The organism is Ralstonia mannitolilytica (assembly GCF_000954135.1).
GTDB lineage: Bacteria > Pseudomonadota > Gammaproteobacteria > Burkholderiales > Burkholderiaceae > Ralstonia > Ralstonia mannitolilytica.
Genome location: NZ_CP010801.1, coordinates 104,826 through 126,581, shown reverse-complemented (window position 1 = coordinate 126,581; position 21,756 = coordinate 104,826). Strand labels below are relative to the sequence as shown.

The window sequence follows — 21,756 nt, the reverse complement described above, 5'->3', positions numbered from 1 at the left end:
GCTTACCTTGTATTGGCGATAGGGGGAACCTCAATGGCACCCGTCGTGATGATGGTCATCTTGGCGCCCTCGGGCATCGTGATGTTGGGGGCGACGTTATAGCGATGCTGCAATTCCTGATTGGCAGTGTTCGTGATGATCTGCGCGCCATTCACTGCGGGCGAAGTGGTGGTGCCGCCGAAGCTCGTCGAGCTCTGATTTGGCGAGATCTTGTCCATGCCCACGGCTTCGAGTGCGAGTAGCGTCGCGATGCCCATACGCTCAAAAAAGTGCGTGTGCAGGTCGCCTTCGAGGCCGGCACGCCCAAGGGCATCCGCGGCACTCATATTTCCCAGCGGCACCATTCCACCGGCGGGCGTAACGAGCGTGTCGAACACCATGAGTACCCGGTCCTGCCCCTCTTGGACTGAGGAGTTGTACTTGCCCTGCAGCGTCGACCCAGCGGGAATCACCAGATACCGGCCGTAGCGCGAGTCGTATATGTTTTGCGTAACGCGCGCCACGAGTTGACCTGGCAGCTTCGTGTCGACCGCATTGAGCAGCACCGCGCTGATTGCCGTGCCCGGCGCCAGCCAGTAAAGCCCCTTGGCCTGCTGAGCGATGATGGCGGCAGCTGGCTTGACCTCGGCGCTTTGCGTTGCGAACAACCACTTGCTGTTCGCATCGAGGCCCGCAGCCGCAGACTTGCTTGCGTCACCGGAGCCTTGCGCCTGCGCGTATTGCGCAAGCCGCTGCTTTTCAGCGATCAGTCGTGGATCGTAGTTGGGGTCCTGTTGTGCGAATGCTTGGTTGAAACGCTCCCCCTTGTTGCCCGAGTCTCCTGCGTTGAGCGGGTTCGCGCCGCTTTGCACCTGCTGTTCCTTGCCCGACCCGGCCTGGTACATAACGAAACTCGGCTTGGCGGATTGATGATCGCCGGCGGCGTTGCTGCCTGTATCGACCCCGCCGTCGGAGTCGTGTTTGTTGCGGCCTGCTTCAATGGCCTTCTGCGCACGCTCGAGGCGCTCCAAATCGTATTGCGACACAGGCGGTACGCTCGGCATGCCAGCCGGAACGTTGGGAGACGATGCTGCATTGCCAGGGTCGACAGCTGCGGGCGTTGAGGCTGCGTTCGCGATGGCAGCTTTTGCGCGCGTGTATTCCGCCAGCGTTGCTTCGTTCGGATTCTCGATCTTCGTCTGGAGCTTTTTCGCCTCGTCCTGTTGCTGCTGGGCGGCCCGCTTCGCATCGACGGCACTCTGGCCAAAATCGGATCCCTTGGCCACTAGGAGGATGACCGCGAAGAGAGCGATCATGGACAGCCCGACAATCATGGCCAGATTGCGTGACAGCTTCGGACGCGCCAATTCGGCCATCAGCGCGCTCCCTGGGCCGTTACCGTAGTCTCGACCTTGCCAAGCTTGAGGACGAACTTGTCCATCAGTCGGTTGACCAGGATTTGCGAGCCATGGTTGTGCACGGTGTAGTTCACGATTTCAAGCCCGTTGGGGCCATCCGCAAACAGAGCCGGCAACTCTTGAATGTTGTTGGCGAACTGCACCCAGGTAAAGCGGCCGTTGTCCCATACTGCTGTGGGCTTGAATGCCGCGTCGCCAGCGATGCGGTAGTTGAAATTGGGAGCGCCGTTGTAGAGGCCACCCAAATCTGATGCGCCGGTGTCGGTGCTCGCTGCTGGGGTGTTGGCCGCCGCCGACGGCGCTACATACAACCCCCCGCCCATAGAGCTCGCACCGAACTGCTCGTTGTCGAACGCCCAGCTGACGCCCTGATACCACTCGCCTTGTGCTGGCTCGATGCGCAGGTAGTAGATGTGCTTGCTGGTCACTGCTGTTGCGGTCACGACCATCGGTTGCACCAACTTCAGCATCGCGATGTTTGCGGTGGCGTTCACTTGCAGCTGTACGGCTGCAGGAGTGCTGACGGCAATCTGCTGGACCGGCTCGTCCTTCGGGAAAGAGATCGTCGTGAACATCCCAGGGCGGATCGGGATCGCGAACGTCTCCTGAGCGTGGAACGGCAATGTGACCACCTTCGCGCCGCCGGCCTGTTGCGCCGTAACGCTGGCAACCATCTGTTGGGCCTTGCGTACAGCTTCGGGCACTTGATTCACGGTGGCTATCGAGCCATCAGTCGGCACAGTGACCGTATTGACGTCCGGTGAGCCAAACAAGTGCTCTGGCGGCACGGCCATAGCGGGCAGGCATGCCGAGATCATCAGCGTACCTACCGCACAGCGGGCAAATCGAAGAAGGGAATCTGATGCCATGGCGAGCGGCTCGCTTTGGGTGTTTTCTGTTGTGTTGCGCATCCTATGATTTCTCGTAGAAAAAATCAACCGCCACTGGTATTACCGGAAACCTTGAAATCCGTGATGTACAAGCCGATCGGATTGCGATCGATGTCCTCCGGCCCTTGCGGCGGAAGGATGACCCAGTAGACGGTCAAGAGGATGTTGCTGGATTTAGTCATGCCGCCAGCGATCGTCGTCAGCGTCACATTGGCTACCGCGCCATTCTTCGTACCGGCAATGGGCGTAAAGTTTTCGATCTTGATGGTACGCACCATATTGGTGTCCGCAGCCATCCGCTCGAACGTGTGGTCGCTGGCGCGGAAGTTTTGGTACTCGGCAATTGCAGTAGATCCGCGTAGGAATTCCTGAGCGCGCGGTGCATTGATGTTGACCGTCGTGTGCTGGTTGATGGTCAGCATGTCTTCGATCCAGCGCCGCACGAAGAACGACTCATTGGCCCAGGCGGGCTCGAAATGCTCCGACATCTGCTGCCGCGGTGCCGTTACCTCGCCCGTCGTAGTGTTTACGTTGACGACGTATGGAACCACCTTCTTCAGAGGCATGGCCAACATGAGTGCGGCAGACGCGGTAAGCGCAGCGCCGCAGGACAGGATGACTGCGCGCTGCAGTCGGCGATTAACGCCCAGGAGCGTTTCCCTCATGTCGAACTCTGCTCTTGCCACAGAGGACATCGGCGAGAGATCGCCGAGAGCGGGCTTCGCTTCGGCTTCTTTCCGCGACAATACGGGCTCAATGTCGACGACGTTGCCTGCATTACGGCCGGCATTGTTGCCAGGCGACGCCTTCGTCTTCTTGTTGCCAAAAAAAACACGCATAGATAACTCCTCAAGTCTCAAAGAATCGGTGCGGCGCGCTCGCAACGGCGTCGGGTCGCTCGCCGAGCGATGACAACCATCTTAGGACGGTGTGCTAGTATTAACTCGCGCAACACATCGTAGATCAACATGGTTGCTACATAACGAAAGGAAACTGAGCCATGAACCATCCGAGCCAACATCGCATGCGAGCCTTGTTGCACCGGGAATTTCTGGAAACCATCGGCACCGCGCTCTCCGATGCGGGCGGCTTTGCACTTGCGTGCGCCTTGCCGCTGGCCCTGACCGTCGGCCCGCTCGCCGACCTCTTTCTGGCCAATGAAAAGCACTCGCCGTGGTTGGTCGTGGGCGCCCTTTTCACGGGTGCGACCATGTTCCTGGTCATGGCGTCTTTCGCGACCCCTATGCAGACGCGCGCGGGCAGTCTGGTGCGACGCCTCATCATGCTTGCGGGGTTGGCCATCGTGTGCGGCTACATCGGCCTTGCGCGCCATGCACCCAAGCCGAACACACTGAGCGAGATGGTCCAGTCGATTTTTGTCATGGGCGTGTTCGGCATGTTCCTGCTTGCCGTTGTCAGCTACTACATCCTGCGTGCCGCCGAGAAAGTGTCGAGCGCTGGCGCGCACCTGATGGCCGACCGCCGCACTTAATCGCTTGACAGCGACGCCCTGCGCGCGCGCCATCACGAATTGGCCTCGCCGTCGTTCGCAGCCGGTTGGTTGACCTTTGCACCCTGGCCGGTCTTGGGGAGGCTGACAGGCGCAGCGGCCGAACCGGACTGAGTGGCTGACGGTGCTGCCCCTCCCTGCTGTAGGCGCGTATGCACGTTCTTCAGGTACTTTCGCCCGGCCTTCATTGAAACCGCGCCACCAACGACTGCGGCGGCGGTTGCCGGCCCGCCAGCGATGGCTGCCGCGGCGAGTGCGGTTTTAACGGCCGCTTTGCCGAGTGCCTTGCTGCCATCCTTGGCGGCCGCCCCCCCGACAGCCTTTGCCGTGCTACCAAAACTGCCAGCCCCCGCTGCGCCTGCGGCAGTGTTGCCAGCCATTGCCCCGCCAGCTGCGACGGCTGCGCCGGCGGCTCCTGAAACATTCGTGGCCGAGACCGCGCCTGCCTGATTCGACAGGTTCGCCGAACTGCTCGAGGCTGCGCCACCTGCGCCGGCCGCTCCCCCGCCGCCAGATCCACCGCTGCCGCCACCGGGAGCTCCACCTGCGGACTGATTGCTTCCGCCTTCCTTGTCACCATTGTTTTTCTTTCCACCGCCGCGCATTGCACGCAGGGCTCCGCCCATTGCCGCGCCGGCGAGGAAGCCGCCACCACCGATATGCGGCCCGCCAATCAGCGCCGCGCCGAGATGTTCAGCCTTGAACACCATGAAAGCGAGGAAGAGAAGGCCGAGGCCGGTGACAAACATCTGCTGGATGGCGCCTGCCAACGTGGCGCCCTGCATGCTGTGCAGGCTCTGCATGTTGCTGGCGAGTCCAGCAATCATGTTGTTGCTCAGCTTCAGGAACACAATCGCCACGGCGAAGCCCATCCCGGCGGAGAGCATGTATTTGAGCCAGTTGGTTGCCAGTGAGGACAGTGGCTCCCACGGCAGCCAGGCAATCAGAATCGGCCCGAAGATGATGCCAATGGACATCATCAGCAGCGTCCCATAGATCGTGAGCATGGCGGCCAGTGACAGGATGAGAGCCGGCAAGTCAATCAGGAAGATGCTCAGCGCTCGCAAGAACAGGTTGGTCAACAACCCGCCCAGGTCAAAGATGGATGACGCCGCGCTCGGCGCCGTCTTAGGCGGCGTTTGGGCGTTGCCATCGTTGGCGGGCAACGTAATCAGCGGGTCGCCGGCGAAGATCGGATCGGCGTTTGTAGTCGCAGTGGTCGCGTCGGACGTGCCTGTTCCGCTGTCGGTAGACGATCCGACGCTGTTCGCGGCATTTAACAAGCTCGCGACCGCCGTTTTCACGACGTCGGTTCCACCGCCGTAGCCGAGCGCACTCGGGATTTCCTGCTGGAAGAAATTCGATAGGGTCGAGGCTGTAGATTGCCAACTAGCCAATGCCGCCAGGGGAATCGACGCAACCAGCAGGAGGCGAATCGTGGATGCCAGAAAGTCTTGCGCGCCACCTTTGACCCAGAAGGCCAGAAGCGCCGATAGCAGCGGCAGCAGGAAGGCGATCGCCAGCATGGTTTTGCCCAGGCCAACGAGCGTCGTTGACATGCTGCTGGCCTGATCGAACACTCCGGACAGTAGCGTCGCCAAACTACTCCAGTTTGCAATCGCAGACATTCGAATCCCTCAAAACAGGTGACGCAGACCGAAAGCGATCGCGACGCCGTACAGCGTGATCGCTCCCAAAATCACAACCAGCCAAAAAGCCGGTCGAAGGTAAAGCTCGCGCAGTGCCAAATAGGCGAGCGCGAGGCGCAATGACTCCTTGCGCCGCTTTCCGCGCTTCTCATAGAAGCGGATCGTGCGGTCCTCGCTGCCGCCTGCCTCGATCTGTATGGCGGCTTGGCGGGCCGCCCGCAGGACCACTTTTGCCTCATGCGTCGTACGGCATAGCCAGCCGACCGCGACCTTTTCCGGTCCTCTCACAGCTTGTTTGCCCCGGTGAGGTTGATCTGGGTCGGATCGGGCAATTGCAGATCCTGCGCAGATTGCTGTGCTGCGGCTTGTCGCGATTGAACGAAGTTTTGGTATTTGGTCTGTGCGGCGGTAGCCCTCGCCTGCATGTCGTTGGCGTCGTTCTGGGCTTTCATCGAGGCCATGGTGTTGGCCAGCTGCATCTCACGCAGGACTTGCAGATTCGTTGCTTGTTGCTGCGCGCCAAGAGAGAGCACCTGCTGCAGTCCTTGGACCTGACCGGTTACGCCAGGTATTGCGGCAACCGACTGCTGGAGCGCCGTTTGCTGCTGGTTTGCGTTCTGCAACGCGCTCATTTCGCCCTGGTAAATGGTCTGGTACGCCCCGCCCAAGCGCTGGGCAGCGTAGGCCTGCGTCTTCAGGTACTGCATCGGGCTCATGCCGGTGTATTGCACACCGTCTTTAAAGCTCTGCATCTGCGACTGCAGATACTGGTAGGCCTGCAAGGTATTGTTGACCTGGCTGTACAGCCCCATCATCTGGTTCAGCTGATCCATCGGCAGCCCAGAGAGGTTCGCCAGGGTCGACGGGTCCAACTGCTGGAGGCTTTGCTGCAGAGACATCGCCGACTGCAGCGTATTGCGCACCGTGTTGAGCGTGTTGGATGACTGCGTTATGAGCTCAACATGGTTCAGCAACTGCGTGATTTCTGTAGAGCCGCCGGTGCCGGCGACACTACCTGCGCGCGCGTTTAGCGAGACCGCGGCGAACAGCGAGATAAGGGCGATAGCGGCTTTACGCATGCGCATGATGTACTCCTCAGGTGTTTGCCAGCGCCGAGAGATAGCGCTCTTTCCAGGCGGGGTCAGCGGGGTCATAAGTGCGTTCAAGCACCGATTGCGACTGCACGTCACTGCGCAGGCAGTTGACGATTTCGGGTGGAAACTGTGCCTGCATCACTCGGAAGAAACCGGTCTGCGGCTGGAAGACGCAGTATTCGCGGCGCGGCGCGGCGCCGGCGATGAGTTCGATCTGGGTGTTGTTCAGACCGAATGCCTCCCGGTACTTGCTGCTGAGCTCCGGGCGGATGGCCAGGCGGTTCGGCAGGAAGATAATCGTGGCGACGTTGTCGCGGATCGAGGCAGCCAGCTGAGGCTGATGCAGGAAGGTTTCGGGCGACTGGGCCGTCATGACAAGAAATGCGCGCTTCTTGGCCAACGTCATCAGGTAGTCGCGCGCCTTGGCCGCAAAACGAGGATCGTCCAGGAGGAAGCCAGCCTCTTCGAAATAGATCATCGTCGGGCCGAGCTCGTCTTCCTCACGGTCCATCAGGAAGCGCTCGATCCTGTAGAAGGCGTATTCCGAGTACGCCGAGACCACATCGTTCAAACCGGCTGCCAGGAGCGATCCGACCTCGGTAGTGGTAATGCGCGAGATCGAGAACTCATCCTCAGCATGGTCGAAATACTGGCCGTAGGCGCCGCCTTCCACCCACGGGTGCAGCCGCGCGCGTAGGTGTGAGGGCAGCTGCGACATGAGTGTCGAGAGCCGCGCGCCACTCACGCCACCGACACGCTCCAGGGCGGAGTGCAGGTCATTGACATCCTGGGTGCTCAACTGGTCGCCACGCAGGCCGAGCAGTCGGTCCAGCCAGCCAACGAGCCATGAACGGCCGTGTTCGGTCGTGGCCATGCTCACGGGGTTCATGCGCAAGCCGTTGCCGCGCGCCGGGTCCAGATCGATGTGCACACCGTCGAGCAGCAGGGTCTGCGGCTTGCAAGACAGATCCTTGTCGATGTTGAAGATCCGGCTGTTGCGGTACTTGAGGAACTGCGCCTCCAGGAACATCTGGAACATCGTCTTGCCATTGCGAGACGGGCCGACAAGCAGCGTGTGGCCAAGTTGCCCCACGTGGTAGTTGAAGTATTGCACCGTCGCGTAGCGCGAGCGCAGCGTAGCGTTAGGCGGTGTTGGCTGTCCGTCCTCGTCGATCGATGGGTGATGTTGGCTGCCGGAAAAAAGGGAAATGATGGGCGACACGTCGGTCATGTTCGAAGCCTCGCCGAAGTGCCAACGCACCGGATCGCGTACGTTGCCCGGCACGCCCACGCAAAGGCCCGCAAGCGCGCCTTCCCTCTCGCGGATGAAGACGATGCCCGACGCCTCGAGCGTACGCGAGACAATATCCATGCGGAGCTCCAACTCGTCGGGCGTGTCCGCGTAGACCGCGATGGACGCTGCCAGCGCCCCGAACCGCCCGACACGCCGCTTGGCATCGTCCTTGAGCGCCTTGGCTTGGGCGCCGATGCTAGTCTTGGGCGTATCGTCGCCGTCGATCGCATCCTGCGGGGCTGCTGCCATGCGGACGAGCTTGCGTAGCTCCATTGCACGCATCTCGTCGAAGGTGCGTGCCGAATCGAGGAACGACACTGCTTCGGCGACGGAATAGGATCGCCACGCCGCGGCAATGCGCAGCCGCATGGGCAGCGCCAGAAGCGGGTTGAGTACCTGCATCGAATTCGCTGGCGGCACGGTCTTCAGTGTGAACACACCGACGTACTGGCGCTTGACGCCGTCCATCACCAGATAGTCGGCAAACCGGTTGTCGATGAAGGAATCCGACAGCTGGGAGTCCAGGTATTCGTCGGGATGGGCTGCCACCGGAGCGCGCGGATTGACCGACAACGACGCCTTGAGGAAGCCCAGCAGATCCGCGCCTGCCAAGCGGCGCATGCCAAGATCGGGCAGCGCATGGTCGATGGCCGGCACGATGGTCGACTCGAAACGGCGCAGGGCGAGTTCCAGGTCGGCGCGGTTCGAGAAACCTAGTTCCTGCCCGCGCTTGAATTTGGTCTTGAGCGCATCGATGAGCGCCAGCGGCAAGCTTCGGCCGGCATCGAGGGATGCTCGAGCGGCCTCTCCCAGTGTCACCGCATTGCCACGGGTAGGCATCGAGACAGCCAGGGTATGGCGGTTGATGTACAGGTTTGTCGAGGTCAGGTGCTCCTGCCAGCGCTGGTCGATGTACGCCGCCACGTCAACATCAAAGCTCGCCGATGGGTACGTTGTGGCCTGCTCGCGCTCAACGATCGCCCAGACCGTAGCGCCGTCCTCGGCCACGCGGCGCAGCGCGCCGTCCAGCTGCAGGCCGGCGTTCTCCAGCGCATCGACCTCGTTGGACTCGATGTCAATGCCGGTCATGTCCCACGCGGACAGCAGGGAGGAATCCTTGCACGTGACAACGCGCGCGGCGTTATCGGCGAGGAACAGCCACGGCAGCAGTTCAGATGTCGTGTTTTGGGGCATCGCTCAGAACCAGTTGCGCCGCCCGAAGCCGGGCGGGCGTGGGAAACGCAGGTTGGGAAGCGCGCAGTACGCCGGCGAGTACCGGTCGCGGTGCGCCCGGTGGCGCAGATAGACGCGCAGGAAGAACGGATCGCGCAGGCCTGGACCGCGCAGGAACATGATGACCAGTGCCGGCAGGATCAGGACTTGCGGCACGCGGTACATCAGCGCGCCGAAGCCGAAGAACAGGCCGACACCGACGACGATCTTCCATTCGACGCCAGCAATCGTCTTGGGCGTGTTGACGCCCTCGCAGTCGTAGGATTGGCGCATGCCTGATCAGCAGGCGACGGCCGGCAGGCCGATCAGCTGCGGCAGCGTGAAGATGTTGATCAGCAGAGCCAGCGCAACGCCGGTGCGCAGCAGCCAGACCATCACGCCTTCCTTGTTTTCATTGAGCATCCACAGCAGCACCATCACGCCCAGTGTGAGCAGGAAGACCACCGACAGCACCTGCGAGTTCGAGCCGACGAACGGCTTGATGAAGCCGCAGATGCCGGCGACGATGCCGCTGGCCACGCCGCTGGAACCATTGCCGTTGAATTGCGCCCACGAGGCGCCAGGCAGGGTGGCGAGCAACAGGGCCGGAAAGAGAACGCGCTTTTTCATGGAAAGACCTCAGGTGGAAGATGCCGCGTAAACGCGGCGGATGCGGTACTCACCGCGCTCGTCGATCCCGTCGAGGCCGATGACCTCGCGGGGGCCACGCACGCCATCCACCCGCGCCTGGAAGACGACGTAGTGGATTGCTGACGCGATCTGGGCGCGCATGTCGCGCAGCGGCAAGTTGGCCGCGTTCGGGGACATACGCATGAGAGATTCAAGACGCTGAAGTGCCAGGGAGGCGGAGTCGGCATGCAGCGTGCATAGCGAGCCGCCGTGGCCAGTGTTCATTGCGTCCAGGAAGTCGTAGGCCTCCGGGCCGCGAATTTCGCCAACGATGATCCGATCGGGGCGCGAACGCAGGCAGGTGCGGATCAAGTCGCGGATCCCGATGCCATGCGCGGCGTTTGCTTCCAGCTGAACGACGTTCGGCTGGTCCAGCACGATCTCGTTGGTGTCCTCGCAAGTGATCACGCGATCGTCGGGGGAGACCTCAAGCATGCACGACGACAGCAGCGTGGTCTTACCCGACCCGGTGCCGCCGCAAACAATGATGTTGCGCTGGGCCTGCACCGCCCACCGTATAAATTCCAGCAGCCCCCGCCCACCCTGGGAAGCCTGATGCTCGAAATCTTGCTGCGCGGTCATACCGTGCTCGGTTTGCTGGCCAGCCGCCCCGCCGCCCGGTAGAAACGCACCGCTCTGCACATATTCATCCAGGCGAAAGCGCCTGGATGCGTGCTTTCGGATGACGAGCATCGGGCCGTGAATCGACACTGGTGGGAGTGCCGCCGCGACCCGTACGCCGGCCAGGCGAGCATCCATCAGCGAACCGACGTCCTTGTCGTTGAGCATCATGATTGCGCGGATAGAGGCATCCACCGCCATCTGATCGACGCGTGCGTCCACCATCGCCATGCGACCAGCCCGTTCGATGAAGACGCGGATCTCGCCGTCTGCCGTCGGGTTGAGCATGATTTCGGTGACAGTCGAGTCATCGAGATATTCGCGCAGCGCAGACAGCCGATCCCACAATAGCCGCTGCGCCTCTTCAACCTGGCTTGCCCATGGGCGCTTCATTGGTTGGCCCCGCCTCGATTGTCCTCGGCAGTGCGAGTCCGCAGACGCGCGTAGTCGGCGGCATAGAACGAATTCCAGACCCACTGCCGGCATGTTTGGAAGCCGGTATCGAACTTGGATTCCACTGCCTGTGCGGAGCCGGGGGAAAAGATTCGCACTCCGCCAATAACGACCTTCGCTGGCCACTGGAACAATGGCGCGCACGTCCTGTTGATCCTCTCCAGCGGATCACCGGTCAGGAAGAGGTAAATCAAGTACAGGAAGGCAAGCGTGGAGACGATGCCCAGAACCGGTTTGGAGGGATTGAGTTGCATGTACTCGGGACAAACAGGCGTGTCCTGCTGTCAGACGTGTGGTTGTCTCTTTTCGAGAGGCGGCATAACTAGAATTATGCTAGCACGGCAATGCTAAGTAACGCAACGAAGCCATATAATGTCTAATCACATTTCTTCGGAATACCAGTTATGCACGGCTCTTCAATCAACGTCGCGTCCCTGCTTTTCTACGGATTTTTCGTCCTGCTGGCGTTCCTGGTACTGCCTCCGCTGCGGGCCATCCTCGTGTGGATGTTCAAGGAGTTGTCGCCGCACTCGGCCCTTTGGGGGCACGTCAAGAGCCTTCTGCACTTGCTGTGGGAGGCGCACGCGACGGTTCTGCGCAATCTGCAGCCGCGCGCTAAGGTGCTCATGGAGCTCGATCGCAAGCGAACGAGCTATAGCGAGGACATATGAAAAAGCCGCGCGGTTTTCAGGCCGCGCGGCTTTGGGTTCGACTGCCAGGTGCTCGTCAAGCTGCCAGTTCTGGCATCTCCTGGACATCCTCCACTGAACTGACCGTGACTTCGTAGCCCTCCGAATTCATCGCCTTCTCGAGGAAATTGGCCGGCAGGTTTGAACGCAGCACTGTTACCCAGCGCCCATCTTCCTGACGAGCGCTGTCGACGATTACGACGTGGAATTTCTTGCAGATGTCGTGGGGCTGCAGTTGCACTGCGCTCCAGACAAGTACCGTGTCGCTCAACTCCATCATGCCGGCGTCAGCAAGCACCTGCATGCCGGTGCGCCAAATGGTGCTGACAATGTAGCTCAGGCGCTCGACCAGCATTTGCGCTGCCGCGTCATCCTCCAGAGCCTGTCGCATCCAGTGCGCGTCGAACGGGGCTTCGTTGAAGACACGATCGAACAACGTGCGCCGGCCTGGCAGCGTGCGAATGATGTCGGCCGGCAAACCGTCGTAGGCGTGACTGATCTCCATCTTGAGCGACTGAGCGTCGCCGAACACTGCCGACGGCGGCATGATCAACCCAACGCGGACCTCGCCTGGCGTCATTCCACATGTGATGGCGCCAACCTCCTCATGACCGGGGATTTGTCCCTCGGCGTAAAAGGAGGCGACTTCCGGGCGGCACTCGACAACATGCAGTGACGGGGTCGCACGATCCATTGCGTAGAAGGAGACGTTCAACGCCCCATCGACTGGGGAACGCAAACGCTCGAAGGCCATCGTGCAGAGATCGGTAAAGCTGCGCATGGTTGTCTCAGGAAGAAGTTGGTTGATCTTGGCGCCCATTGTAGGACGAATTTTGGTTAAGTTGCACGCATTGGTCATGTAGCAACATAGTTATCTAGTAATTGCTTATCCAATCACGCGTTGCGTACCTGTTTCTGCGGGCGACTCAGCGTCCCGTCGGCTTCACCTGTCTCACACGCCATTCGCTCCGTCGGGCCTGAAGCGCAGGTAGGTCCGCATCGACCCAGTTCCATCCAGCGCCAACTTGGTACACCTCGACACGTTTGCCCTCGATGGTGATCTGCTGTACGCCTATAGTCGTTGCCGCGCCAGAGTCCTCGAACACACTCACGGCGTACGCGGCCTCGTCGAAGATCACTTTGCCCCGCATCAGGCGCACAATCTCCACCACGGAATCCTTCGGAAATAGCGGCTCGGCCCAATTGAGCCCCTTCGCGTACGCAAGGATTCGAGGGCATCCCTCGAGCCAATCGCCGGACACGAAACACCCCCGATAGGGCGTAGATGCGTCTGAAGTTGCCTGAGCGTTGTACTGGCGGCCTGTGGTCGGGCTTTTGCTCATGATCGTTCTCAGACTGCGAACAGTCGGCTGCGGCGCTCGGCGCGCTCTTGTGCCTCGATCGTGCGCGTCGCCAGCGGATTTGCACGCAGGCGTTCGATGGGGATCTCTTCCCCTGTGAGTTCACAGATCCCATATTCCCCGCGGCGCAAGCGGACCAGTGCTGATTCGACCTGGCCAAGCCGCTTGGTCAGCGCGGCCTGAGCAGTGAATCTCGCTTCATGCTCTGCGCGCATTGTTGCGAGGTCTGCTTCGTCACCGTATGCCAGTTCGGTATCGCTCGTAGGGGTAATCGTACTTCTCGTGCAAAATCTGGCGGTTTCCCGGCAAAGCCTTTTTTCATAAGGCTTTCCAGGTGATTCCGACTATTGTCTGCTGCCTTCCGGCGTCTTCGGGAGTACGATGTCCGCCCCGCGATTTCGGATCGCGTCACCTGAACGGGGGCGGAAGATGTCGGACTTGCAATTTCGCTATGTGGGAAAGGACTGCTTACCGGCCCGCTTATCCGAGTTCGATATCGATCATTACTTTGCCTTGACCGGCAGCGATATCGCCGCGATTAACAACAAGTTCCGACGGGACGGGCGAGCCGGCGCCGCCATTCAGCTGGTTTTCCTGCGTGCTAGCGGCCGCACCCTCGACCAGCTCAATACCCTACCCCGGCAGTTGCTGCGCTACGTCGGCGACAAGCTCGGCTTGCCAACCCCGACCATTGCGTCACTACGCACAATCTACCAACGCTACAAGACGCTTTACGAGCATCAGGTCTGGGCTTGCGATTACCTCGGCCTGAGGCGGCTGGATGAAGACCAGTGGACGGGCCTCGAAGCCTGGATGCGGCAGGACGCCACCGAATCGCTGTCGCTGGACGAGCTGGTCCAGCACGCCAACTACTGGCTGTACGAACGGCGGATTCTGATCCCTTCCACGCGCGCGTTGCAGGACTTGGCGCGTTCCATTTGGGCGAGCATCGAGCGTGACCTGCTGGCCACGATTGAAGCGGTCGTGCCCATGGAGCAGGTTGCGCGGGCTGAGGCCGCTGTATTTGCCCAGCATGCGGCCTCCAGTTCGACCGTGCTGGAATGGCTCAAGACGCCGCCCGCACGCCACAGCCCGTCCACCATGAGCGAGACGCTGGACAAAATCCGCTTTCTCAAAGGACTGGGCGCGCATACCTGGGCGTTGGATGGCATCCCGATCGAGAAACAACGCGCCTATGGCCAGCGCGTCCAGGCCCGCCGTCCTGCCAAGATCCGCGAACTGAAAACGTCCACGCGCACCATCGAACTGTTGTTCTTCCTGCGTGTGACCCTGCTGGAGTTGACGGACGCGATGGCCTACCAGGCCGGACGCCGCGTCTCCGATCTCATCAGGCAGGCCTACAACAAGACCACTACGAAGCAAGCGCGCTCGGCGCTCCAATACCGGCAGCAACTGGTCGAGATCAAGGGGCTGGTTGACGACGACAGTCGCTCGGCCGAAGCGCGCCTGGCAGACATCGGCCAGCTGCTCGAAGGCCTGTCTGCCAAGCCCACCGCAAGCCATGCCGCGAGCGTGCGCGAAACACTCACAGAAGATCACCACCGCATCCGCAACCTGCTGGCGCCCCTGCGGGAATTGGAGCTGGCCGGAAACGGCAACGAGCCGGTCATGCGGCAGCTTGAGGTCATCGGCAAGCTGTACGAACATGGTGCGACGGAACTGCCGCCCGATTGCAATGTGCCGGTGAGCGCAAGCTGGCGTGATTTGGTCGATGGCGAAGATCGTAAGCGCGCGCTGCGCGCGATGGAAGCCTGCGCGATCACGGGCTTGCGCAAAGCTCTGCGCCGCGGCACGGTCTGGATCAGCCACAGCCTGTCGTTCCGGGAGCGCGATCAGTTGCTGATCCCGCCGACACAGTGGGAATCGGAGCGGGACCGGTATCTGTCCTCGATCGGTTTGCCGAACCAGGCTGACACCTACCTCAACCGCCTCACGGATCATCTGAAGGCAGGTCTTGCGGCGCTGGACGAGGCCCGCGAGGCGGGTCACTTCACGATGGATGCGAACGGTGTGTTGCATCTGTCGCCGCTGGACGCGGCCCCAACCGACGGTGTACCCACGCGTACACGTGATCTGCTCTTCAAGGACATTGGCAGCGCGCAGTTTGCCGACATGATCCTGGAGATGGATGCCCGTACGAATTTCAGCGAGGTGCTGCTCGCACGCAAGGCGCGCGATGCGCACGAGTTGATCTCGCTCTACGCTGCATTGATCGCCCACGGTACCGAACTGGATGCCAAGGGTGTGGCGGCCATGATCCCGCAATTGGACACGGCGCACGTCTCTACTGCGATGCGCGCGTTGGAGATGCCGGGGCGGCTGCGCCGCGCGAATGAGCGCGTGGTGGAGTTCCAACGCACGCACGCGATCACCGAGCTGTGGGGAACCGGTCAGCAGGCGTCGAGCGACTCGATGAGCCTGGATACCTCACCCCACTTGTTTTACGCACGCGCCGATCCGCGCCGGCGCACCCATGCGGTTGGCATCTACACCCACGTGCTGGACCAGCACGGTATCGCGTACAACCAGCCCATGGTGCTCAACGAGCGGCAGACCGGCGTAGCGATCGAAGGCGTGCTGCGCCACAACGAGACCCGTACCGGCGGCGGGCTCCTCCGGCTCGCGGTCGATACGCACGGCTATACGAACGTGGGGATGGCGGTGGCCAAATTGCTCGGCTTTGACCTGTGCCCATGGCTTCGCAACCTGTCCGAGCGCAAGCTGTACGTGCCGCGTGGGCTGCTAGTGAGCGACGGCTTGTCGGCCGCAGCGTCTCACGAGATCTCGCTCAAGACTATTCGTGAGGGCTGGGATGGGTTGCTGCGCTTGGTGGCGTCAATCTATTCGGGACGCGTGAGTGCGATTGTCGCGCTGCAGCGCTTCGGCAGCGCCGCCCAAGGCGACCCCATCCACAAAGCTGCGGATCACCTGGGCAAACTGCTGCGCACGCTGTTCCTGTGCGACTTCTTCAGCAATGCGGAGTTTCGCCGCGAGTTGCGCACCCTGCTCAATCGGGGTGAGTCGGTCCACCAGCTTCAGCGGGCCATCTATTCCAGCAAGGTGGCACATGACCGCGGGCGCCGTCAGGACGAAATGATCGCGATTTCCGGATCGCTGACCCTACTGACGAACCTGGTGATTGCCTGGAACACGCAGCGTATGCAGGCCACGGTCGATGCGTGGCGCCGCAAGGGGCTGCGCGTCGAAGACGACTGGCTGCGCCGCATGGGCCCGGCCCACTTCGCGCATGTGAATTTCCGGGGCATCCTGAGTTTCCCGATCCACCAGTACCAGGACACCCTGCTGGAGGCAGCGCCTCGCCGGCGTGCGGGATAATGGCAATTCGCAAGTCCCAGGCTGATTAGCTCCAGTGGGTATCGGTCACCGGATCGTGCAGCGTCACCTCGACAAAGCAGTTGCACAGGTCCGCCTGGTCGTGCATCTCCGCAATCAGTTCCGCGATGGCCTGTTCCAGTTCGGGGCCAGCGGCAAACGGCATCACGATCTCGTATTCGGTGCGGGGGCCCTCCAGCGGCCGCATTTGGTACTGGGCCAAGCAGCACTGCTCAATCCAGCGACGCGCCTTGGACTTGCCGCGCACGAACTTGCTGTTGCGCTCGATATAGAGGCGCACGATCAAGCGCGTCTGAGCCACGGGCTTGGGCACAGCCATGGGGCGCTGCTCCGTCGATGCGGGTGGGATGGCCCGCGGTGGCATAGGTGCTGCAGGCGGCGCCAGCGCCGATTCGATACGGTGTTGTGCGAATGGGTCTGCCGCGTCAATGTAGCGCATGGCGGAGCGGACATCCTTCCAGCCGACGTACTCCATCAGCATCTTGAGATCCCACTGGTTCGCGTTGGCCCAGGAGGCAAAGCCGCGCCGCAGCGAGTGACTGCTATAGCGAGCCGCCTCGGGCAGGCCGGCTTCCTGGAACAACGTTCGCAACAAGGGCACGACGCTGGCGGCCTGCAGCCCGGCGTCGGCGATCTTCCCCCAGCGATCGATGCGCCGAAAAACCGGACCCCGCGTCAAGCCGGATGCGGCCAGCCATGCCTCGTAGGCCGCCACCGGGCACAGACGCGACAAGGCCGGTGCCCGGTGCGTCGTACCAACGTGGTCTGTCTTGGTGCGCGGCAGGAAGATGGTCATGCCGCGCCCAGGTTCGACGGTGATGTGCTCGATCTGCAGCCGGCTCAGTTCGTCCGATCGGAAACCCCGCCAGAAGCCGATCAGCACCAGCGCCTTGTTACGGGTGTGGACCTGGAGTTGACGGCCCGCATTTGCCACCGTAGCTGTGGCGATCTGGGCATCGAGCCACGCGACCAATCGCTCCAGTTGCATGAGTTGCAGCGGTTTGGCGCGCCGCTCCTGGGCAGGGTGCAGTGCCTGGATGCCCTTGAGCACCTTCCGCACGTGTGGCGCCCGGGTCGGGTCGGGGAAACCCTGTGAAACGTGCCACTGCCCGATCGCAGCAAGGCGCTGACGCAGCGTGTTGATGGCAAGCGTCTGCGCGTGGTCGGCCAGGTAGCGCGCAATGCTGTCGGCGCTCGCCGGCAGGAAGCCTCCCCACTCGACCTCGAAATGCCGAATGGCCGATTGGTAGCTGCGCCGCGTGTTATCGCGGGTCGCGGCTTCGAGATAGCGGTCAATATCCGGCATCGCGCCCTAGTGCGTATGACGATGGTGGATGTCCGGATAATGCGGGTGTTTGTGGACCAGCACCTCATGCTTGTGCGCATGCACGTGTGGCTCCTTGCCATCCCACGGGAAATCGTGCTCATGCTGGTGGTGCTCGTCGTGTCGATGCGCATGCATGTGCTCCATGGGCTCGTGCACGTGCTCATGCTCGTGCCGCTCGCGCAGATGCAGCCAGACCCCTAGCGCCATCAGCGCCGCAGCGATCCAGAACAGAATGCCGGGAACCTCAGGCCAGATGAGGAATGAAATCACGACGCCGAACAGCGGCGCGACCGAGAAGTACGCTCCGGTGCGCGCGGTGCCCAGATGTCGCAGCGCGACCACGAATAGCGCCAGGCTAATCCCATAGCCAGCAAAGCCGACCACCATGGCCGCGACAAGAGGCAACGCAGCCGGCAGCGCATTGCCGGCCACCAGTGCGAAGCCAGTATTGCAGGTGCCGGCCACCAAGCCTTTCAGGCAGGCGATCAACACCGCATCGTTGGACGAGACGTTACGCGTCAGATTGTTGTCGATCGCCCAGCAGGCACAGGCGGCAACGATCAACAAGGCGCCCGGTGACAGGCTCGCCGCATCGGGTTGCCACGACAGCAGCACGCCGCCCGCGACGATGGCGACCATCCCGAGAACGATTTGCCGGTCGGCGTTTTCCTTGAATATGATCCACGCCACCAGCGCGGTGAAAACCCCTTCGACGTTCAGCAATAGCGACGCGGGCGCGGCGCCCGTGTGAGTCAACCCCGTCATCAGGAGTGCTGGCCCCGCCACGCCGCCGGCGACAATCGCGCCCAGCAGCCAGGGAATCTCACCCCGAGGAATGGCAGGCCCAGGCTGTGCCGCCTCGCTGGCTGTCCTGGTCAGCCGCCTGAATAGCAGAACACCCGCCAAGCCAAGGCCACTTCCCAGATAGAGCAGTCCCGCCAGCAGGATCGGTGAAACCGCGCCAGTCAGGGTCTTAGCCAAGGGCGTGCTTGCGCCGAACAGCAGTGCGGCTGCCAGGGCTGGGGTTGCGGAGCGGAGGGACATGTCGACAATCGTGGTTGAGCGCGGGCTCGACTATTGTCGCGCGTTCGGCGTGCGTCAGGTGTCGGGCTTCAAGACACGCATCACCGGATGATGGTCGATGTCCGGCAGGGGAAGATAAATCTCATGCGTGGCGGGATCGATCGCCAAGCTGTGCGCATTCGGCCCCACCCAACCTTCGCCGATCTTGGCCACTCCGGCTGCCTCAACCTTAAAGGGGTCGTCTCAGAAAACGGAAAATAAAGCACGCTAAGGCATAGCCGAACCTGCCAAGCTTGCTCCACCCTGTAGTGACGCGATCAGCGGGCAGGAAACGTTCCCCCTTCGCGCATGGCAGGCGCACACCAACTCAGACAGCACGGCCTCCATGCGCGCCAGGTCAGCCATTTTCTCGCGCACGTCCTTGAGCTTGTGCTCGGCCAGACTGCTGGCTTCCTCGCAATGGGTGCCATCCTCCAGCCGCAGCAGCTCGGCGATCTCATCCAGGCTGAAGCCCAGCCGCTGGGCTGATTTCACGAAGCGCACCCGCGTTACATCCGCCTCGCCATAGCGGCGGATGCTGCCATAGGGCTTGTCAGGCTCCAGCAACAAGCCCTTGCGCTGATAGAAACGGATGGTCTCCACATTGACCCCGGCCGCCTTGGCGAAAACGCCAATGGTCAGGTTCTCCAAATTGTTTTCCATATCGCTTGACTCCGTACATGAGTACGGAAGTAAGGTTACGCTATCCAATTTCAATTCGAAAGGACAAGCGCATGTCTGAACCAAAAACCGGGCGCGGCGCGCTCTTCACTGGAGGGCTTGCCGCCATCCTCGCCTCGGCTTGCTGCCTCGGGCCGTTGGTTCTGATCGCCTTGGGGTTCAGCGGCGCTTGGATCGGCAACTTGGCGGTGTTGGAACCCTATCGCCCCATCTTTATCGGCGTGGCGCTGGTGGCGTTGTTCTTCGCCTGGCGGCGCATCTACCGGCAGGCAGCGGCCTGCAAACCGGGTGAGGTCTGCGCGATTCCCCAAGTGCGAGCTACTTACAAGCTCATTTTCTGGATCGTGGCCGCGCTGGTTCTGGTCGCGCTCGGATTTCCCTACGTCATGCCATTTTTCTACTGATCGGAGTTCACCATGAAGAAACTGTTTGCCTCCCTCGCCCTCGCCGCCGTTGTTGCCCCCGTCTGGGCCGCCACCCAGACCGTCACGCTGTCCGTACCGGGCATGACCTGCTCCGCCTGCCCGATCACTGTCAAGAAGGCGATTTCCAAGGTCGAAGGCGTCAGCAAAGTTGACGTGACTTTCGAGACACGCCAAGCGGTCGTCACCTTCGACGATGCCAAGACCAGCGTGCAGAAGCTGACCAAGGCAACCGCAGACGCGGGCTATCCGTCCAGCGTCAAGCAGTGAGTCACTGAAAACGGCACCGCAGCACAACGGACGTCATTGTCTGGCGCCACAAACGATAAAGGATCTGTTGCATGACCCATCTAAAAATCACCGGCATGACTTGCGACTCGTGCGCGGCGCACGTCAAGGAAGCGCTGGAAAAAGTGCCAGGCGTGCAGTCGGCGCTGGTGTCCTATCCGAAGGGCACAGCGCAACTCGCCATCGTGCCGGGCACATCGCCGGACGCGCTGACTGCCGCCGTGGCCGGACTGGGCTACAAGGCAACGCTAGCCGATGCGCCACTGGCGGACAACCGCGTCGGACTGCTCGACAAGGTGCGGGGATGGATGGCCGCCGCCGAAAAGCACAGTGGCAACGAGCCCCCGGTGCAGGTAGCGGTCATTGGCAGCGGTGGAGCCGCGATGGCGGCGGCGCTGAAGGCCGTCGAGCAAGGCGCGCAGGTCACGCTGATCGAGCGCGGCACCATCGGCGGCACCTGCGTCAATGTCGGCTGTGTGCCGTCCAAGATCATGATCCGCGCCGCCCACATCGCCCATCTGCGCCGGGAAAGCCCGTTCGATGGCGGTATTGCGGCAACTGTGCCTACGATTGACCGCAGTAAGCTGCTGGCCCAGCAGCAGGCCCGCGTCGACGAACTGCGGCACGCCAAGTACGAAGGCATCCTGGGCGGTAATCCGGCCATCACCGTTGTGCACGGTGAGGCGCGCTTCAAGGACGACCAGAGCCTTACCGTCCGTTTGAACGAGGGTGGCGAGCGCGTCGTGATGTTCGACCGCTGCCTGGTCGCCACGGGTGCCAGCCCGGCGGTCCCGCCGATTCCGGGCTTGAAAGAGTCACCCTACTGGACTTCCACCGAGGCCCTGGCGAGCGACACCATTCCCGAACGCCTTGCCGTAATCGGCTCGTCGGTGGTGGCGCTGGAGCTGGCGCAAGCCTTTGCCCGGCTGGGCAGCAAGGTCACGGTCCTGGCGCGCAATACCTTGTTCTTCCGTGAAGACCCGGCCATCGGCGAGGCGGTGACAGCCGCTTTCCGTGCCGAGGGCATCGAGGTGCTGGAGCACACGCAAGCCAGCCAGGTCGCCCATATGGACGGTGAATTCGTGCTGACCACCACGCACGGTGAATTGCGCGCCGACAAACTGCTGGTTGCCACCGGTCGGACACCGAACACGCGCAGCCTCGCGCTGGACGCAGCGGGGGTCACTGTCAATGCGCAAGGTGCCATCGTCATCGACCAAGGCATGCGCACGAGCAACCCGAACATCTACGCGGCCGGCGACTGCACCGACCAGCCGCAGTTCGTCTATGTGGCGGCAGCGGCCGGCACCCGTGCCGCGATCAACATGACCGGCGGCGATGCGGCGCTCGACCTGACCGCAATGCCGGCCGTGGTGTTCACCGATCCGCAAGTGGCGACCGTGGGCTACAGCGAGGCGGAAGCCCACCACGACGGGATCGAGACCGACAGCCGCACCTTGACCTTGGACAACGTGCCGCGTGCGCTCGCCAACTTCGACACACGCGGCTTCATCAAGTTGGTTATCGAGGAAGGCAGCCATCGGCTGATCGGCGTACAGGCGGTCGCGCCGGAAGCGGGTGAACTGATCCAGACGGCGGCTCTGGCCATTCGCAACCGCATGACGGTGCAGGAACTGGCCGACCAGTTGTTCCCCTACCTGACGATGGTCGAGGGGTTGAAGCTCGCGGCGCAGACCTTCAACAAGGATGTGAAGCAGCTTTCCTGCTGCGCCGGGTGAGA

Annotated in this window: 24 protein-coding genes; 6 read left to right on the top strand and 18 right to left on the bottom strand. The window is 62.0% G+C overall.

Going from position 1 to position 21,756, the window contains the following annotated elements:
- Positions 1-2 precede the first annotated feature (2 nt).
- The 3 genes from TK49_RS23340 to TK49_RS23330 are packed head-to-tail and all read right to left on the bottom strand — an operon-like array spanning position 3 to position 3,126.
- Positions 3-1,355, bottom strand: a complete 1,353-nt coding sequence (locus TK49_RS23340) for a TraB/TrbI/VirB10 family type IV secretion system protein (RefSeq protein WP_024542497.1) — start codon at positions 1,353-1,355, stop codon at positions 3-5.
- Complete coding sequence (locus tag TK49_RS23335) at positions 1,355-2,308, bottom strand: TrbG/VirB9 family P-type conjugative transfer protein (RefSeq protein WP_024542498.1); 954 nt, start codon at positions 2,306-2,308, stop codon at positions 1,355-1,357. The genes TK49_RS23340 and TK49_RS23335 overlap by 1 nt, the downstream gene beginning before the upstream one ends.
- A 23-nt stretch (positions 2,309-2,331) precedes the next feature.
- Positions 2,332-3,126 (bottom strand): VirB8/TrbF family protein, encoded by a 795-nt coding sequence (locus tag TK49_RS23330; protein WP_024542499.1) that lies wholly within the window; start codon positions 3,124-3,126, stop codon positions 2,332-2,334.
- 161 nt (positions 3,127-3,287) lie between these two features.
- On the opposite strand from TK49_RS23330, the gene TK49_RS23325 reads away from it, so the two are divergent.
- Positions 3,288-3,779 (top strand): hypothetical protein, encoded by a 492-nt coding sequence (locus TK49_RS23325; RefSeq protein WP_024542500.1) that lies wholly within the window; start codon positions 3,288-3,290, stop codon positions 3,777-3,779.
- 32 nt (positions 3,780-3,811) lie between these two features.
- Here the strand turns inward: TK49_RS23325 and TK49_RS24870 are convergent, their stop codons facing one another.
- Genes TK49_RS24870 through TK49_RS24700 form a run of 8 tightly spaced genes read right to left on the bottom strand, consistent with a single transcriptional unit; the run spans position 3,812 to position 11,064 of the window.
- Entirely contained in the window at positions 3,812-5,425 is a 1,614-nt protein-coding gene (locus TK49_RS24870) for a type IV secretion system protein (protein WP_045220671.1), read from the bottom strand.
- A 9-nt stretch (positions 5,426-5,434) separates the two neighbouring features.
- A complete protein-coding gene (locus tag TK49_RS23315) occupies positions 5,435-5,734 on the bottom strand; it encodes a hypothetical protein (protein WP_157774044.1) in 300 nt (99 codons plus the stop codon).
- Positions 5,731-6,531 (bottom strand): TrbJ/VirB5 family protein, encoded by an 801-nt coding sequence (locus TK49_RS23310; RefSeq protein WP_024542503.1) that lies wholly within the window; start codon positions 6,529-6,531, stop codon positions 5,731-5,733. Before TK49_RS23310 ends, TK49_RS23315 begins: the two co-directional genes overlap by 4 nt.
- A 10-nt stretch (positions 6,532-6,541) precedes the next feature.
- On the bottom strand, positions 6,542-9,028 hold the full coding sequence (locus tag TK49_RS23305) for a VirB4 family type IV secretion system protein (RefSeq protein WP_024542504.1): 2,487 nt from the start codon (positions 9,026-9,028) through the stop codon (positions 6,542-6,544).
- A gap of 3 nt (positions 9,029-9,031) precedes the next feature.
- Positions 9,032-9,340, bottom strand: a complete 309-nt coding sequence (locus tag TK49_RS23300) for a hypothetical protein (RefSeq protein ID WP_024542505.1) — start codon at positions 9,338-9,340, stop codon at positions 9,032-9,034.
- A 6-nt stretch (positions 9,341-9,346) separates the two neighbouring features.
- Positions 9,347-9,676, bottom strand: a complete 330-nt coding sequence (locus tag TK49_RS23295; protein WP_024542506.1) for a hypothetical protein — start codon at positions 9,674-9,676, stop codon at positions 9,347-9,349.
- A 9-nt stretch (positions 9,677-9,685) separates the two neighbouring features.
- On the bottom strand, positions 9,686-10,750 hold the full coding sequence (locus tag TK49_RS23290; RefSeq protein ID WP_024542507.1) for a TadA family conjugal transfer-associated ATPase: 1,065 nt from the start codon (positions 10,748-10,750) through the stop codon (positions 9,686-9,688).
- Positions 10,747-11,064, bottom strand: a complete 318-nt coding sequence (locus tag TK49_RS24700; protein WP_024542508.1) for a hypothetical protein — start codon at positions 11,062-11,064, stop codon at positions 10,747-10,749. The genes TK49_RS23290 and TK49_RS24700 overlap by 4 nt, the downstream gene beginning before the upstream one ends.
- A gap of 150 nt (positions 11,065-11,214) precedes the next feature.
- On the opposite strand from TK49_RS24700, the gene TK49_RS23280 reads away from it, so the two are divergent.
- Entirely contained in the window at positions 11,215-11,481 is a 267-nt protein-coding gene (locus tag TK49_RS23280; protein WP_024542509.1) for a hypothetical protein, read from the top strand.
- Between the two features lie 55 nt (positions 11,482-11,536).
- On the opposite strand, the gene TK49_RS23275 is transcribed toward TK49_RS23280, so the two are convergent.
- The 3 genes from TK49_RS23275 to TK49_RS23265 form a co-directional block, all read right to left on the bottom strand.
- Complete coding sequence (locus TK49_RS23275) at positions 11,537-12,319, bottom strand: hypothetical protein (protein ID WP_024542510.1); 783 nt, start codon at positions 12,317-12,319, stop codon at positions 11,537-11,539.
- A 106-nt stretch (positions 12,320-12,425) separates the two neighbouring features.
- Positions 12,426-12,842, bottom strand: coding sequence for a hypothetical protein (locus TK49_RS23270; protein ID WP_024542511.1), 417 nt, complete (start codon positions 12,840-12,842; stop codon positions 12,426-12,428).
- 8 nt (positions 12,843-12,850) lie between these two features.
- Positions 12,851-13,075 carry a TraR/DksA family transcriptional regulator gene (locus TK49_RS23265; protein ID WP_024542512.1) on the bottom strand — a complete coding sequence of 75 codons (225 nt, stop codon included), beginning with the start codon at positions 13,073-13,075 and terminating at the stop codon, positions 12,851-12,853.
- A 214-nt stretch (positions 13,076-13,289) separates the two neighbouring features.
- Here TK49_RS23265 and TK49_RS23260 point away from each other — a divergent pair, with 214 nt between their 5' ends.
- Positions 13,290-16,217: a Tn3 family transposase gene (locus tag TK49_RS23260; RefSeq protein ID WP_024542513.1), complete on the top strand. Its 2,928-nt coding sequence runs from the start codon at positions 13,290-13,292 to the stop codon at positions 16,215-16,217.
- Positions 16,218-16,242: 25 nt separating this feature from the next.
- On the opposite strand, the gene TK49_RS23255 is transcribed toward TK49_RS23260, so the two are convergent.
- Genes TK49_RS23255 through TK49_RS23245 form a run of 4 tightly spaced genes read right to left on the bottom strand, consistent with a single transcriptional unit; the run spans position 16,243 to position 19,287 of the window.
- Complete coding sequence (locus TK49_RS23255) at positions 16,243-17,541, bottom strand: site-specific integrase (protein WP_024542514.1); 1,299 nt, start codon at positions 17,539-17,541, stop codon at positions 16,243-16,245.
- 6 nt (positions 17,542-17,547) lie between these two features.
- A complete protein-coding gene (locus tag TK49_RS23250) occupies positions 17,548-18,606 on the bottom strand; it encodes a DMT family transporter (RefSeq protein ID WP_024542515.1) in 1,059 nt (352 codons plus the stop codon).
- Positions 18,607-18,660: 54 nt separating this feature from the next.
- The gene (locus TK49_RS24695) at positions 18,661-18,798 is read right to left on the bottom strand and encodes a hypothetical protein (protein WP_157774043.1); all 138 of its coding nucleotides are present in this window, start codon (positions 18,796-18,798) and stop codon (positions 18,661-18,663) included.
- A 54-nt stretch (positions 18,799-18,852) separates the two neighbouring features.
- The gene (locus tag TK49_RS23245) at positions 18,853-19,287 is read right to left on the bottom strand and encodes a mercury resistance transcriptional regulator MerR (protein ID WP_003131969.1); all 435 of its coding nucleotides are present in this window, start codon (positions 19,285-19,287) and stop codon (positions 18,853-18,855) included.
- Positions 19,288-19,358: 71 nt separating this feature from the next.
- Between TK49_RS23245 and merT the strand changes: the two genes are divergently transcribed.
- From merT to merA, 3 genes are all read left to right on the top strand, one after another.
- Entirely contained in the window at positions 19,359-19,709 is a 351-nt protein-coding gene (gene merT, locus TK49_RS23240; RefSeq protein ID WP_003131974.1) for a mercuric ion transporter MerT, read from the top strand.
- 12 nt (positions 19,710-19,721) lie between these two features.
- Positions 19,722-19,997 carry a mercury resistance system periplasmic binding protein MerP gene (gene merP / locus TK49_RS23235; RefSeq protein ID WP_003131987.1) on the top strand — a complete coding sequence of 92 codons (276 nt, stop codon included), beginning with the start codon at positions 19,722-19,724 and terminating at the stop codon, positions 19,995-19,997.
- Positions 19,998-20,068: 71 nt separating this feature from the next.
- Positions 20,069-21,754, top strand: a complete 1,686-nt coding sequence (gene merA, locus TK49_RS23230; RefSeq protein ID WP_003156770.1) for a mercury(II) reductase — start codon at positions 20,069-20,071, stop codon at positions 21,752-21,754.
- Positions 21,755-21,756 lie beyond the last annotated feature (2 nt).

Excerpts from the sequence above, each read along its gene's own strand:
- TK49_RS23340 (WP_024542497.1), bottom strand. The coding sequence starts at position 1,355 with ATGGCCGAATTGGCGCGTCCGAAGCTGTCACGCAATCTGGCCATGATT.
- TK49_RS23335 (WP_024542498.1), bottom strand. The coding sequence starts at position 2,308 with ATGCGCAACACAACAGAAAACACCCAAAGCGAGCCGCTCGCCATGGCA.
- TK49_RS23330 (WP_024542499.1), bottom strand. The coding sequence starts at position 3,126 with ATGCGTGTTTTTTTTGGCAACAAGAAGACGAAGGCGTCGCCTGGCAAC.
- TK49_RS23325 (WP_024542500.1), top strand. The coding sequence starts at position 3,288 with ATGAACCATCCGAGCCAACATCGCATGCGAGCCTTGTTGCACCGGGAA.
- TK49_RS24870 (WP_045220671.1), bottom strand. The coding sequence starts at position 5,425 with ATGTCTGCGATTGCAAACTGGAGTAGTTTGGCGACGCTACTGTCCGGA.
- TK49_RS23310 (WP_024542503.1), bottom strand. The coding sequence starts at position 6,531 with ATGCGCATGCGTAAAGCCGCTATCGCCCTTATCTCGCTGTTCGCCGCG.
- TK49_RS23305 (WP_024542504.1), bottom strand. The coding sequence starts at position 9,028 with ATGCCCCAAAACACGACATCTGAACTGCTGCCGTGGCTGTTCCTCGCC.
- TK49_RS23300 (WP_024542505.1), bottom strand. The coding sequence starts at position 9,340 with ATGCGCCAATCCTACGACTGCGAGGGCGTCAACACGCCCAAGACGATT.
- TK49_RS23295 (WP_024542506.1), bottom strand. The coding sequence starts at position 9,676 with ATGAAAAAGCGCGTTCTCTTTCCGGCCCTGTTGCTCGCCACCCTGCCT.
- TK49_RS23290 (WP_024542507.1), bottom strand. The coding sequence starts at position 10,750 with ATGAAGCGCCCATGGGCAAGCCAGGTTGAAGAGGCGCAGCGGCTATTG.
- TK49_RS24700 (WP_024542508.1), bottom strand. The coding sequence starts at position 11,064 with ATGCAACTCAATCCCTCCAAACCGGTTCTGGGCATCGTCTCCACGCTT.
- TK49_RS23280 (WP_024542509.1), top strand. The coding sequence starts at position 11,215 with ATGCACGGCTCTTCAATCAACGTCGCGTCCCTGCTTTTCTACGGATTT.
- TK49_RS23275 (WP_024542510.1), bottom strand. The coding sequence starts at position 12,319 with ATGGGCGCCAAGATCAACCAACTTCTTCCTGAGACAACCATGCGCAGC.
- TK49_RS23270 (WP_024542511.1), bottom strand. The coding sequence starts at position 12,842 with ATGAGCAAAAGCCCGACCACAGGCCGCCAGTACAACGCTCAGGCAACT.
- TK49_RS23265 (WP_024542512.1), bottom strand. The coding sequence starts at position 13,075 with ATGCGCGCAGAGCATGAAGCGAGATTCACTGCTCAGGCCGCGCTGACC.
- TK49_RS23260 (WP_024542513.1), top strand. The coding sequence starts at position 13,290 with ATGTCGGACTTGCAATTTCGCTATGTGGGAAAGGACTGCTTACCGGCC.
- TK49_RS23255 (WP_024542514.1), bottom strand. The coding sequence starts at position 17,541 with ATGCCGGATATTGACCGCTATCTCGAAGCCGCGACCCGCGATAACACG.
- TK49_RS23250 (WP_024542515.1), bottom strand. The coding sequence starts at position 18,606 with ATGTCCCTCCGCTCCGCAACCCCAGCCCTGGCAGCCGCACTGCTGTTC.
- TK49_RS23245 (WP_003131969.1), bottom strand. The coding sequence starts at position 19,287 with ATGGAAAACAATTTGGAGAACCTGACCATTGGCGTTTTCGCCAAGGCG.
- merT (WP_003131974.1), top strand. The coding sequence starts at position 19,359 with ATGTCTGAACCAAAAACCGGGCGCGGCGCGCTCTTCACTGGAGGGCTT.
- merP (WP_003131987.1), top strand. The coding sequence starts at position 19,722 with ATGAAGAAACTGTTTGCCTCCCTCGCCCTCGCCGCCGTTGTTGCCCCC.
- merA (WP_003156770.1), top strand. The coding sequence starts at position 20,069 with ATGACCCATCTAAAAATCACCGGCATGACTTGCGACTCGTGCGCGGCG.